Here is a 13988-nt window from a genome sequence, read left to right as displayed (position 1 = left end):
CTTCTATTCGTGAAGTTCTTCCCATAGCCCGGCGCCAAGCATGTTGCCCGCGGTCTGTTTGCGATAATGTTCCGTTGCAAATACATCGCCATATGTCGTAAACTCGTCAGTCACAGCAGCTGCAAGAGTCGCCGCTTGCATGACAGTAGCTTCGCTACCAAGAAGCTGTCGTTCCGAATCCAGAAGTCGCATCGTCATGCCTGAGCCTCCACCAGCTGCAATCGCAATCTTGGTCCAGCGGTTATTCAAATCAATCTCACCGTATAACGCAACCGTCACCAGCGATGCACTGAACGTCTCCCGTCGACCCAGCTTGCGGTAAAAGGAAACTTCTCGTGCTGCATGTCTCTGCTCACTGTCCACATCAAGCAGAGATGACGGTCTCATCGGGATATGAATCGAGATTAATACATCCCCTGGATTACGGATGCCATCCCGTCCACCCTGAAGCCAGGAAGACACGCTGCGGGTCTCGATTCCGCTATCCGTCAACCACTGCAGCTTCGCATCATATACAAGCAAAGCAGGCAGCGTATCCCCTACTCCGGACACAATATTCCCGCCAATGGTTGCCACATTACGAATGGAAGGGGCCGCAATTGCATTCACAGCTTCTTGCAGAATCGGCAGTTGATGCAGCAACGCTTGTGCAGCACATTCCTTTAATCGGGTCATTGCTCCAATGACTATCTCATCTCCACGAATAGATATACCGCTCATTTCAGGAATACGAGCCAGACTAATCATATGTTCAGGCGCTGGAACCAAGCCACCCTCCCACTGGGTTCGTAGCAATGTTCCACCTGCCGTGAAACAACATATTCCTTTGAGTCTTCTTCTTAACGTTTGCAGTTCTTGCAGGTTCTCAGGTTGCCATACCGATGGCATGGCTCCAGAACCGTATGCCGGTGTTACCATCGCTGCATCCCCTTTCTCTCTCTTCCTTGGGCAGGAAATTCAACCGTCTGATCCAAATAATTCTTCAAATCATATGAGAGTTCAGCAGCAACGTCAATTACCTTTACATCGTTTTGGATAAATGTATAAAACCTGCGTTTTATTTGTGCTTGATGCATCACGATCTATCGAAAGCTAACATTGGCTCTCTTTCACCATACGTGAAAAGAAGACAAATAGGCCAACCAGACTGCCTGGCTGACCTGATCATGTTATTAAATTATACATAGTTAATAATCTTCTCCTGTTATTTAGTCTGTCTGCTGTGATTCATATACATGACTCAGAATGCGTTCCAATTCCGGTTCTGTATCCGCATCCCAGAAACTAGTCTCAGACAGTGGTACATGTACACCTGAATAGTTAGCGCTGCGCATAATCTTGCGTGCCCCCTCATCTCCATGCAAGGATAACAGAGGTCCGAACATATGGGAGCGAAAAGCAACGGGCGGCTTGCCTCCCTCTCCGTCGGTAGCTGCGACATAGTCACTTAGCTTGTGGATAGCCAGTGCTGTGGTCACCTGATTAATATCCTGTACTTGTAATAAAGGCTGATCACCCAGTAACATGAGAATGCCCTCCGGTTTGTACTCCATGGCCGACAATACGCCAGAATGAAGAGAATTGGCCATGCCGCAGGCATAGTCAGCACAGACCACAATTCGAAGTCTTGCTGTGGGATGATAGGCATACGTGGCTGAATCAATCCATTTTACAGGCAGCCATGCCAATGAATCTTCCGGTTTGACCACACAGACCACCTGATCCAGATCCGAATTCAGCGCAGCTTCCAGTGACCAGCCAGCCAGGGACCTCCCGTCTGGCATGACAACCGAGAGTTTATCCCGACCAAGGCGACGACTCTTACCAGCTGCCAGAACTATGCCCGTCATTCGCATGTGCAACGCTCCCCCTCTGCACCTCAGAACTCAAGGAAGAAACCTTATGTTTACATGCGATCAATTCCGCTGCAATGCTGATGGCGATCTGTTCGGGACCGTCTGCTCCGATGCTCAAACCAACGGGAGAATGCACATATTTCAACGGTGGTAAGCCATCCAGCAGACGGGCTGTTCGTGTTTTGGAACCCATGATGCCAAGATACGCGTACTCACAGTCCACTACCATCTCCAACAGTTCACGTTCGCGGGGAAAATTGTGACTCATTAAAATCAAATAATCTCCGTTGTTTACGTTTAACTGAGGCATGATCTCACATGGGAAACCAAGTATAAGTTCAGTTTCTGGGAACCTTTCCGAGGTGCACAAGGACTCTCGCCAATCGGCTACCACAACACGGAATCCTGCGGATTGGGCGAGTCTGGCAACAGGAATAACATCATTCCCGGCTCCGATGATAATCAGGCGAGGTTTAGGCGTGTACAGCGAAGTAAGTTGCTGCGGGAGGTCCCAGGGATTCGTTGAAACCGTGTTGTTTGTCGCTATTTCAGCATCAGACTCAGAGATATGTTGTGAATCACCGGATAGATGGGAAGAGTGAGATCCGTTTGACAAAACAGGTACCACTCCAGGCACAAGCGAAAGGCGAGGTATGTCGGGAGAATATTGTTTTGATGCCGTATCTTCATGCTTGATATTACCACTGCTGTGTTGTACATCAACCTGCAATGAAGCTGGATTATTGTTCGTCACGCGATCATGAGGTGGGACGAGCGAAGGACGCAAGATTGGCTGGCGCCGAGTACCCGTTGGTTCAATCCGTTTCCAGCCATATTGAACCCTTGTGTAACCATCTTGGAACGTTCGGGTTAACGCTGTTGCAGCGCCGGATTGAAAACACTCTTGCATCTTCTGCAACGTATATCGGAGTTCACCACACACGGGTTCAAGCAACACAACAACGAGTCCGCCGCAGCCAATCGTCTCACCCCAGGACAGATCATCCTCGGGACGCATGTCGTATTCCGCGAATTCCATCTGCATCGTATCCAGCACATGGCTCACCCGGGCCTGAAGATCACTCTCCAGACATCCCGGACTGATACTGCCAACCATTTTGCCATCCTCAGTCAACAGCATAGAGACTCCCTGCTTACGGTAAGCATGACCCTCTACCTTAATCGCTGTTGCGAGCACGCAGCGCGTTTCACGGGCTGCAATTGCACACAGATCATGCATTTCCATAGCGGTCTCCATCCTTTCTGGAATTGCATAAACTTCCTTCGATCAGATACGTTTCATCAATCTTGCAATACTCTTATCCGACTCACGCAGCACAATGCCACGATCAATCGTCTGAATCTTACGATTCTTGAGCACGATACTTCCGTCAATAATAACGGTATCCACACAGCTACGTGTTGCGGAATACACTACGCGGGAATAGACATCCGTCTCATAGGAAGGGTACGTGTGGAAATCATCCAGATCCAGCAGCAGCATATCTGCCTTTTTGCCCACTTCGAGACTGCCAATTTCCTTCGACAAGCCAAGCACTTCTGCTCCTCCCATGGTAGCCATGCGTAATACGGTCCGAGCATCCATCACCGTTGGACCATGAGGAATCTTCTGCATCAGGGCCGTCAGGCGCATCTCCTGAAACATATCCAGATTGTTGTTGCATGCGGCACCATCTGCCCCAATCCCAACCGCGATCTGCCGATTCAGTAGATCCGGAATATCTGCTACCCCGGAGGAAAGTTTCATATTTGATCCAGGACAGTGAGTGACTTTGACACCGCGCTTGCGGATGATCTCCTTCTCTTCCTCACTCAGCCATACACAGTGTGCCAGTACCAATCTGGGGGTCGCCAGACCGATATGATCGAGGTATACGATGTTACGCATTCCGCGTTCGTGTTCTACCAGTTCAATCTCTCCGCGATTCTCGGAGGCATGGGTGTGGACTTTGACATGATATTTATTCGACAGGTCGCGCACCTCTACCAGCAATTCTTCGGTACACGATACAACGAAGCGTGGACAGAAAGCATACTGAATGCGACCTCCGCCAAACCCGTTCCATTTCTCCAGCAGATCCACACTCTGTTGTAGCGAAGTTGCTGTATCCTCACGCAGGGGTTCCGGAACTTCGTCTCCATGATCCATCATCACTTTGCCAGAGATGACCCGGATGCCGCTCTGTGCCATCGCCTGAAACGCCGAGTCCGTGTGATGTACCGTCTCCATATCCAGAATGGTCGTGGTTCCGCTGGAGATCAATTCGCCGAGTCCAAGCATTGCCGAATAATACACGGACTCCTCATCATGCGCTGCTTCCAGCGGCCAGATACGTTGACGGAGCCAATCCATCAGTTCCAGATCATCCGCACGTCCACGGAACAAGGTCTGACACAGATGAATATGCGTCTGGATGAAACCTGGCAACAGCACTTTACCACGAGCATCAATGACTTGGTCAGCCTGAACGTCGATGTGCGCTGCAATCTCCTTGATTTTATTATCCTCGATCAACAGATCTCCAATGAACACTTCCTCTTCTGCATTCATCGTCACAAGCTGTGCACCTTTCAGCAGGATCGTTCCCATGCCAATCTCCCCTATCTGTGTCTGTCTATATATTACAACTCATACATATTTACACTTGCACTACGATGACAGACCAATCTTCCGATCGCTGTTATCGTGTAAATATCTAGTTGAACTTATAAATGTCCAATGTAGCTGTTACCACCCAATAGCCATACCATCACCTCTAGGGTCTGCTGCGCCACTAATCATGCCGTCCTCACGAATGACAATGCCTTGCGACTGTCCCATAATGCCGTCCCACGGCGCTCTCGCTTCAACGTTATGTCCCCATTGAGCAAGGGTTGCACATACGTCATCGTGATATCGGTTCTCCACACGCATCGTATCGCCTTCTTCGCCCCAGGTGCGTCCATACACCCAACGCGGCAGGCTGATTGCTTCCTGAATGTTCAGCCCATAATCAAGCACTCCGGTAAGCACAGATAATTGTGTCTGCGGCTGCCCTTCTCCCCCCTGTGTACCCACGAGCATATAAGGTTTGCCATCTCGTGTAACAAGGCCCGGCATGAGGGTGTGGAATGAGCGTTTGTTGGGTTCCAGAACGTTGGCATCCCTCGGATCTAAGGAGAAAAACGACCCCCGGTTCTGCATGATAACTCCCGTATCCCCCGGTACATACGCTGCACCGAAGTCAAAATACAGGCTTTGGATGAATGAAACGGCATTGCCTTCGCTATCAACAACCGCTGCATACGCCGTATCCTGACCTATCGTTTTGGACAAAAACGGCTGTGCCACAGGTGGAGCAGACTGAATCTCATTCCACAGTTGGTCTCCATAACCCTTGGATAACAGATGATCCAGCGGAATATCCCTGAAATCCGGGTCAGTCAGATAACGATCACGATCACGAAACGCCTTTTTCACCACTTCCGCCATCAGATGATAGAATTCCGGTGAGGTACGTGCTACAGAGGACAGATCCGTATGCTCCAGCATATTTAACATCATCAGCATCGAGAATCCCTGCGAGTTGGGCGGCATCTGATGAACTTCATAGCCACGATAATCCGTACTGACCGGTTTCACCCACTCGCCCCGATGCCCTGCAAAGTCCGCTGGTGCAAGCATGCCCCCATCCTCACGAATAGCCGAAGTCAGACGATCCGCAAGCTCTCCTGTATAAAAAGAGTCTCTTCCACCCGTCTGAATCAGACGAATGGAGGCAGCAAGATCAGGCTGGATCAGCAGTTCACCTTCCTGCAAAAGTGTACCCAAAGGCGCAAATACCGCTCGCAGCGGTGTATGGCCCATAATGAAATCTTCATCCCTTTCCATCCACACGCGGAGATTCCGGGATACAGGGCATCCTTTTTCCGCATACTGCGCGGCAGGTTCAAGCAACTGCTCCCACGGTAACTTACCGTACCGAGACCAGACTTCCCACCAGGCATCCACCATTCCCGGAACCGTGATGGCACTAAGCACACCGCGTTGAGGGATGGCATTCATGCCCATCGCTTTGAACGTATCGGCATGAATGCCTGCGGCTGAGCGGCCACTTCCGTTATAAGCGGTAATCTCACCGCTCGTTCCATCATGAATCAGGAAGAAGGCGTCCCCTCCAAGTCCGGTCATATGCGGATATACCACACCCAGAGCTGCACTGACCGCAACAGCAGCATCATAAGCATTACCGCCCTGCTGGAGGATAGAACTTCCAACTGCACTTGCTAGATAATGAGGAGAGGTGACCATAACCTCTCTGGAGATTGGCATCTGGTTTAACATAAGGCACCCTCCTTCCCTGCATACACATCCAATGCGGCCTGCACCGCTTCACCGGCTGGTAATACGTGACGATGACGGAGAAGAACAGCTTCCAGCGCTCCCAGCACATGAAGTACGTTCTTGCGTTGGCAGCTGAATCCCATTGTACCGATCCGCCAGATCTGCCCTTTCAACGGTCCAAATGAACTGGCAATCTCAATGCTGAAATCGTTCAGCAACATGCTACGCACCGACTCACCATCAATCCCCTCCGGAATGGTGATACAGGTGACTACCGGAAGTTTGCTTGACATATCCCCATACAACTGTAGTCCCATTCCTTGAATTCCAGCGACCAACGCACGTTCATTCACCAGATGTCTCTGGAACCTTGCCTCCAATCCTTCTTGCAGCAGAATACGTAATCCTTCGTGAAGACCGTAGAGCATGGAGGTAGCTTCTGTATGGTGGTTCAACCGTGCTGAACTCCAGTAATCCTGCAATTGGCTCAGGTCAAAATAATTGCTGGCAATCGTGCGGCCTTCTGCCCTCGCACTGGTTGCATCTCGCAGTCCGCGTTCAACTGTTTTGCGGCTCATCAGTTTCTGCTCCACTCGACTGTTGTATGTGAGAGGTGCCATCCCTGAAGGAACAGACAGGCATTTCTGCGTACCACCCATTACCGCATCCAGATGCCACGCATCCGTCTCCACCGGAGTCCCACCAATGGTAGCCACAGCATCCACAACGAGTAAAATATCAAGATCACGACAGGCTTTGCCAATCTCGGCAAGGGGCTGCATCTGTCCGGTGGAAGTCTCACCGTGAACCATCGCAACCAGACTTGGTTTATGGGTATGGATCGCCTTGATCACCTCTTCCGGATCAAATACCGTTCCCCATTCCGTTTCAAAAAAGACAACCTCTGCACCGCAACGTTCCGAGATTTCAACCAGCAGATGTCCGAATCGCCCGTAGATCGGAACGAGAACTTTGTCACCGGGCTGAATTAGGCTGACCAACACAGCTTCTATCCCTGAACGGGATGTACCATCAACTGGATAACACCACTCGTTATCTGTCATATACAGCTCACGCAGCATCGCCATCGTCTCGTTCATCAAGGATGTGAACTCCGGGTCAAACTGCCCCAGGATCGGAAAGGATAATGCTCTTAGCACACGCGGATCAACCTCAACGGGTCCCGGGGTCATAATGGTCCGCAAGGACGGAGATAACTCTTTATAGTTGGACATCTGCATTCAACTCCCGTAACCGTATTTATAGAGTAGCCGGACCAGAACCTGAAAACCGTGCATCAGGTCTGCTTCAGCTGTATATTCAAGTGGATTATGACTAATACCGTCCTGACTCGGCACAAAGATCATGGCCGTCGGACAAGCCGGCTGAAAAATCTGCGAATCATGTCCCGCGCCGCTTGGCATTAACCAGTAGGACAACTGCTCCTGCTCACAGGTATCCTGAATGTCTGAGATCATCTGTGCGTTCATGGGAATAGGTGTGACGGATAGATGCTCTTGCCAGTCCAGTACAAGCTGCTGCTCGGCTGCGATACGACTAAATGCCTGGAGCATATCCTGCCAGCAGCGATCAATACTCTCCTGCCTGATATGGCGGATATCGAGTGAAAACACCGCCCGTGCTGCAACTACATTCCCAACACCCGGATCGGCCGTGATTCGCCCAACCGTAGCTACAAGCGGTTCTCCTGCATCCAATGCGACACTCCTTACCACAGTAATCATCTCGGCTGCTCCGGCAAGTGCGTCTTTGCGCCAGGACATCGGCGTCGTTCCTGCGTGATTCGCTTCCCCGCTTACGGTAATACTGAACCGCTTCTGACCTACGATATCGGATACAACTCCAATCGAATGTCCAAGACGTTCCAGAACCTGACCTTGCTCAATGTGAAGCTCAATAAAGGCACCGTAATTTTTCGCGGCAGGTCTATATGCACTATCAGGTCCAAAACCTGCATCATGAATCGCTTGTGCAAAGGTAACGCCATCCTGATCCTTCAAATGCTCTACATCTTCCAGAGTCGTCATTCCTGTTATACTGCGTGAACCCCAATACGCAAAAGGGAAGCGACTTCCCTCTTCTTCGCATAACGATACCACTTGAAGTGTGCGCTTCGGTGCTCCGAAATGCTTCTGCAAATACTCCAATGCCAGGACTCCCGCCACCACACCGTAAGCACCATCATATTTGCCGCCATACACCACAGTATCAATATGTGATCCGGTCACAATCGGTAATTCTTCAATATCAGTCGCTGATTCCTTACCCTCACTCTTGAGTGTGCCATACAGATTACCGGACTGGTCAAATTCGGGAGACAGCCCTTTCTCCTGCATTTTGGCTGCAAGGGCACCTTGTGCTTCACACCAAGCCGAGTCATACAACAGTCTTGTAACGCCGCCCTGTGCATCCGCGCCATATGTCGACAGCCAGTCAAGCATGGCTTGCAGCTCCACCTGTTCCACATCCGGCAAAGGAAGAGGTGCATTATTTGTACCGGATGACCGGTATACTCCAGATTCTGTCATGGCGTCTCCTCCATTCCCGCTTCGATGGGACTAGAAGAGTAAGCCACAATGTGTTGCCCGAGAGGCACAGGAGATAATCCGGATTCCGAGTTATATACCCGTTGCCCACGGCAAAATACGTCTGCAATCTGACAGTTAAATGTACGTCCCACATAAGGGCTCTGTTTATGCGTATAGAGCAGATCCTCCGTGTTCAGGGTTGTGCTTCTCTCCCAGTCAATCAGAACGAGATCTGCATCCATGCCAACTGCAATCTCCCCTTTACTCTCCAGACCAAGCCTTCTGGCAGGCTGAAGGGAGAGGACTCTTCCGAGCAACGGGAGGTTTATATTACGCTGAAGATGTCCGTCCTCCAGCATGATCAGCAGTGTGCTTTGCGCTCCGGATATACCTCCCCAGATTTCAAAAAAGCTATCGGATTGTTTCATGGATGGCGGACATGGCGAATGGTCTGAGGCAATAACATCAATTAATCCTGACGTCAGTGCATCCCATAACTGCTCCTGCTCGGAAGAGCTACGAAGCGGTGGAGCGCATTTTGCCACAGCACCCAATCGGATCACATCCTGATCGGTCAGCGTCAGATAATGAGGGCATGTCTCCGAAGTGACGTCTTGCCCACACCGTTTAGCCTCTGCAATTAGATCCAGGGCTTCCCGGGTGCTAATGTGCACAAAATGCAGCGCACACCCGGTCTGTTCACCGTATCTCAATGCCCGCGCAACCGCGACGACTTCGGCTTCCACAGGACGGGACCGGACATAATCCATCGGTTCAGTCTTTCCCTTAGCAATGCTTTTTGCACCGAGTTCGGCAACTATGCCTTCGTCCTCTGCATGAAGTGCCAGCACACGTTTCAATGTTGCAATTTCATGCATTCCGTCCAATAGCGTGTGGTCATCGGCTCTGGCAAAGATGTCTTCCCCTTCGCCTCCCGGCTCAGACATAAATGCCTTGAATCCGGCAGCACCCAACCCTGCCAGTGGAGCAAGTTCCTCACGATTGCCGGGAACCAAACCTCCCCAGAAGGCATAATCAACATAGGATTGGTCGGTAGCTACTTTCTTTTTCATCTCCCATGCTTCCGGCCTTGTGGTTGGTGGTACGCCGTTAAGCGGCATATCGACATAGGTCGTGATTCCCCCTGCGGCAAGAGCTGCCGAACCCGATCGAAATCCCTCCCAACTGGCGAGTCCGGGTTCATTGAAGTGTACATGAATGTCCACGACACCCGGCATCACTGTAAGCCCCTCAGCTTCTATGATGCAAGTTGCTTCACCAGCGGTCAGCCGCGTGGATAGTTCCGTTATTTTTTCACCAGTTATACCAATATCCAGTTGTTCTACCCGATCTCTCAGCACCACCCGGGCCCCCCGGATGATGGTATCAAATGTTGTCATGTGGATGACCCTCCTCCTGAATCAGAACCGGATGTGTGCATGTTCAGCTTCCCCGGTATGTACTGTAACCTCCTGGAGCAATCAATAATGGAATATGGTAATGGCTTGAGGTATCAGATACGGCAAAACGAATCGGAACAATCGTCCATAATGCCTGGCCTAGCTCCTCCAACGAACGCTGTGCGTAATAACTCTCGACATGGAATTGAAGCTCATATATGGCTGACTCCAACTTGCCTCCATCCAGTAGCGGTGCATCCAAACGTCCATCCGCATTGGTAACCGATTCAGCCACTTTTGTCTTGCTTTCCTGCTCCCCATCCCTCTTCAGGGTATACAGCTCGATCCGAACACCCGAAGCAGGCACGCCTTTGGATGTATCCAGCACATGAGTTGTAATTCGTCCATCAGACAGCGCCATTAGACGTCACCTGCTTTCCCGGAGTCACGGCCGTCTGTTCCCAGATCATCCCTTGTCATCGAGAAACCCTGGAATCCATATGGCGGTCTCGGCTCGGTAAACACTTTGCCTTCCCCCTCTTTTACTTCCTCCAGCACTGTCTCCCATGTCCGATTGTTGGACTCAAATGAAACCTCACTCAGTTGCTCAAATCGACTTAACAACCTTCGTCCAATCTGGTAGATCAGATGTTGAATGGAAGCGGATCGACACTCATGAAATACCGCAGCAGCCAAATCTCTGACCTGTTCCGCCGCTACATACCGTCCACGCTGATCGTCCATGCCATCTCTCGGATCTTCATAACGCCAATTGATGTTCAGAAAAATAAATAACGGTCGATCCCATGTCTCTGGAAGAGTGGTATATTCATCCTGCATGAATCCGGCAAATTCACTGCCTTTGACCTTGATCAGTCTCAGATCGGCTACACCACTGAAATGGTTGCTGAGTTCAATCGAGTCTCCTGATCGTTCTGCTTCCACGGCAGCTGTCGCCCGATCATTCTGCGAATAACGAAATACGAGCGCACTCGGTCGATAACTTCCTTCTAATCCAATGGGTATATCTTCAAACGGAATCTGGTCCGCTGTCATCTGAACCTTGCTCATCTGCGGATACGTCTCCAGGAAACGCCGACTTACCAGCGCAAGAAATCCTTCCACCGTCGCTCCTGTGTAATCCGCTGCATGTTTGAGAATGAAATTTTTCATCGAATCGGTTGCGACCACCAGCGAATTATCCCCTTCTGCAAAAGAAGGCAAGAATTCATCCCCCTGCACAGCCACCTTGATGTTCAATCCAAACAGAATATTGCTGCGTCCCATAAAAGGAGATTCCGGAATGGACTGTATACCCGTCAACGGTTTGGCGTAGGAACGGTACATCCACACATCCCCTTTGCCGTAATACATCGTCCGCTGCTGCACTGTGGCTGGCTTGCTCACGAACTCATGTTCATGACCGATCTGTGCAAGCCACTGCTCCAAACGAATGCCCGCAATTTTGAATACTTCCTTCATTGCAGTCTCGAATTCTTCTTCCCTGCCTCGGCGATGACGTTGCCGCATGGATTCGAGGACGGAACTTGCGGTATGGCCTTTAACGGCCAATATGAATGGAAAGCCAAATTGGCTTGTATATACTTTGTTTAATTGTTGAATTTCGTTGAATTGTTCCTGTGAAAGTGAATCCAGCCCTGCACCAGCCTGCTCCTGAACGGAGTTGCTGCTCATGCTGATTCGCGCTCCAAGATCCGGGTGATTTCGAAGCAACTGCAAACTCACCTGGTCATCCGATGCCTGAACCACGTTTTTCATCACTTTCATCATCTGTTCAAATGAATCAAAAGGTCGTGAAAGCCCGGCATGCTCAGCCACCCATGGTGATTCCTCAAATAAGCCGCCAAACGTATGCACAAACTGTGTAATAGACCAGTTGTTAACAAGTTTAATTAAGTCGCTCATGTTAGAACCTCCGGTCTGTTGTGGATTATTGTTCTTCATTCTAAGTGCCGTTCAATGTCGCGACAACAATATTTACGCAATTTTGTAATATAACATAACATCAGAGTTGTGATTTGTTTGCTGTGCACGGGAAGATCAGCTTTTGTTACCCTTAAACATGAAAAAACCGCACTCCATCAACGGAATGCGGTTCTTGGGGGTCTAACCCGGTAGCATTGTCATGTTGCACAATGTGCGGTCTAGAGTTGGACATTGTGCAGTCTTGCAACTGCTTTGTCCCGCACGAACTTGCGGAAGGTAAATACCAGCTTTAATTTAAGCAGATCATTCGTTTTCTTAAAGTCCATTTGCAACAAGCTACCAACTTTCTCCATACGATAAGTGACCGTGTTGCGATGCACAAACAGTTGCTTGGCAGCTTCATTGATCAGTCCGTCATTCTCGATAAAGGACTCCAATGTATTCATCAGCACCTGATTGGGATCACCATCCCTGGCAAGTAGTGGTTCGAGTACTTTATTGCAGTAGTTCTCCATGATGTTATCCGGTACGTGTTGGAACACATAGGCAAATTCGAGCATTTCAAATTGCAACGCACGGTCTTTCATGCCGAATCGACGAGCCAGTTGTCGAGTATCCAGACACTCCTGGTATGCTTCACGGAGCGATTTGGGCTCATGTTTCATTTTGCTGATCCAGAAACGCGGAGCCGGTGCTCCTTTTGCTTCTTGCGCTGCCAGAACATCACCGAAACGGCTCAAGAGAAAACTTGACAGCTCCTCTCCATAATCTCGCCCTGTTGGACAGGTGTAGATGGACAGAATGCCATCTTCGATCTGAAAATGCTGTGAGGCCGTGAATTGCATCAGCGGATTGTATTGCAACTCACGATGAATCTGTTTAAGCAACTTTCCCTCGGCAAACAGAGTCGGCTCAAGTGTAATCAGTACGCACTGATAAGTTCCCTGGAATAGATGTACACCTTTGTTTTCACTCAAAGTGGTCAATTCCTGAACAGTCATTTTGTTATCCAGATACTGTGAAAGCAGTGTACGCATCTCATCTTGCACAGTCGGATTAATATGCTCGCGATAAGTCATATCCATATAAAATGCCAGTACATCAGCAGCCTGCTGGAACAGCTCTTCCTCCGCTCTAAGTGATAAGGCTGAATCGGTAAACACAAGCAACGATCCGTATTCTTCATCATTTTGCTTGATGGGTACGCGATGACAACTTCCCTGATTCCATTTCACTCGGTGCATGACGGATTTCCAAGGCCAGCCTTGGGTTACAGCATCCCCTGCAATGCCTTCACTACCATACAGCACATGCCCACGTGAACCAATGACGGCAAGCGGATAGTTCAGCACCGTGGCAAGTTCGGCAAACACATTCCGATGTGGCTGCTGTTGCAGCGCAAACTGCATTAATTTTTTCTGATTTTGCACAACCTCATGCAGCAAACGGTTGCTACGTTCATGTTCAGCCTTGAACAAGGCATTCATCTGGTCGGAGAAGGTGAATTGAAAGGGGAGCTCAAGGAGTGGCAAACGAAGCCGATCAGCTTCCTCGACAATACCTTGGGGAATGGACTGCCAGAAACGTCCCAGTTTGATGCCGAGTCCTGCGCAGCCGCGTTCATTCAAACGTCGCATCAAACGCAGTGCATCCGTCTCACTGTCTTTCATAATAAAAGCGGTGGTGAACAACATTTCTCCGGATTTAATCCAATCCGCGATATCAGGAGCGTCCATGACGTTAACGGATTTCATCATCCGTGAAGTCCCTTCTCCACCCGCAACCAGTTTGGCCTCTGACAACGGGTACACCTGTAAAGCCTCTTTAACCGTAAGTTGCATGGACACTACCTCCCATATATATAACACAATGTTATGTCATTCTGGTTAAC

General features: G+C 49.9%; 11 protein-coding genes. All 11 read right to left on the bottom strand.

Annotated features, from left to right (window positions below; genetic code table 11):
- Positions 1-3: 3 nt before the first annotated feature.
- The gene (locus tag MHI01_RS01460) at positions 4-918 is read right to left on the bottom strand and encodes an FAD binding domain-containing protein (protein ID WP_315372214.1); all 915 of its coding nucleotides are present in this window, start codon (positions 916-918) and stop codon (positions 4-6) included.
- A gap of 290 nt (positions 919-1208) precedes the next feature.
- Positions 1209-1856 carry a nucleotidyltransferase family protein gene (locus MHI01_RS01455; RefSeq protein WP_315372213.1) on the bottom strand — a complete coding sequence of 216 codons (648 nt, stop codon included), beginning with the start codon at positions 1854-1856 and terminating at the stop codon, positions 1209-1211.
- Positions 1822-3114, bottom strand: coding sequence for an XdhC family protein (locus tag MHI01_RS01450; RefSeq protein WP_340982329.1), 1293 nt, complete (start codon positions 3112-3114; stop codon positions 1822-1824). Before MHI01_RS01450 ends, MHI01_RS01455 begins: the two co-directional genes overlap by 35 nt.
- A 30-nt stretch (positions 3115-3144) precedes the next feature.
- On the bottom strand, positions 3145-4467 hold the full coding sequence (locus MHI01_RS01445) for a 5'-deoxyadenosine deaminase (RefSeq protein ID WP_036613764.1): 1323 nt from the start codon (positions 4465-4467) through the stop codon (positions 3145-3147).
- 138 nt (positions 4468-4605) lie between these two features.
- A complete protein-coding gene (ggt, locus tag MHI01_RS01440; RefSeq protein WP_340982328.1) occupies positions 4606-6201 on the bottom strand; it encodes a gamma-glutamyltransferase in 1596 nt (531 codons plus the stop codon).
- Positions 6195-7436 carry a pyridoxal-phosphate-dependent aminotransferase family protein gene (locus MHI01_RS01435; protein WP_076250345.1) on the bottom strand — a complete coding sequence of 414 codons (1242 nt, stop codon included), beginning with the start codon at positions 7434-7436 and terminating at the stop codon, positions 6195-6197. The genes ggt and MHI01_RS01435 overlap by 7 nt, the downstream gene beginning before the upstream one ends.
- A 6-nt stretch (positions 7437-7442) precedes the next feature.
- On the bottom strand, positions 7443-8750 hold the full coding sequence (locus tag MHI01_RS01430) for a Zn-dependent hydrolase (RefSeq protein WP_340982327.1): 1308 nt from the start codon (positions 8748-8750) through the stop codon (positions 7443-7445).
- Positions 8747-10150, bottom strand: a complete 1404-nt coding sequence (gene allB / locus MHI01_RS01425; protein ID WP_340982326.1) for an allantoinase AllB — start codon at positions 10148-10150, stop codon at positions 8747-8749. The genes MHI01_RS01430 and allB overlap by 4 nt, the downstream gene beginning before the upstream one ends.
- Before the next feature lie 43 nt (positions 10151-10193).
- On the bottom strand, positions 10194-10571 hold the full coding sequence (gene uraH / locus MHI01_RS01420; protein ID WP_315372273.1) for a hydroxyisourate hydrolase: 378 nt from the start codon (positions 10569-10571) through the stop codon (positions 10194-10196).
- On the bottom strand, positions 10571-12076 hold the full coding sequence (gene pucL, locus MHI01_RS01415; RefSeq protein ID WP_340982325.1) for a factor-independent urate hydroxylase: 1506 nt from the start codon (positions 12074-12076) through the stop codon (positions 10571-10573). The genes uraH and pucL overlap by 1 nt, the downstream gene beginning before the upstream one ends.
- 239 nt (positions 12077-12315) lie before the next feature.
- Positions 12316-13938 carry a PucR family transcriptional regulator gene (locus tag MHI01_RS01410; RefSeq protein WP_340982324.1) on the bottom strand — a complete coding sequence of 541 codons (1623 nt, stop codon included), beginning with the start codon at positions 13936-13938 and terminating at the stop codon, positions 12316-12318.
- Between the last annotated feature and the right edge of the window lie 50 nt (positions 13939-13988).

Source organism: Paenibacillus sp. FSL M7-0656 (assembly GCF_038003225.1).
Classification (GTDB): Bacteria; Bacillota; Bacilli; order Paenibacillales; family Paenibacillaceae; genus Paenibacillus; species Paenibacillus amylolyticus.
Note: the sequence above shows the minus strand (reverse complement) of the source record. Positions and strands in the feature narration are given on the sequence as shown.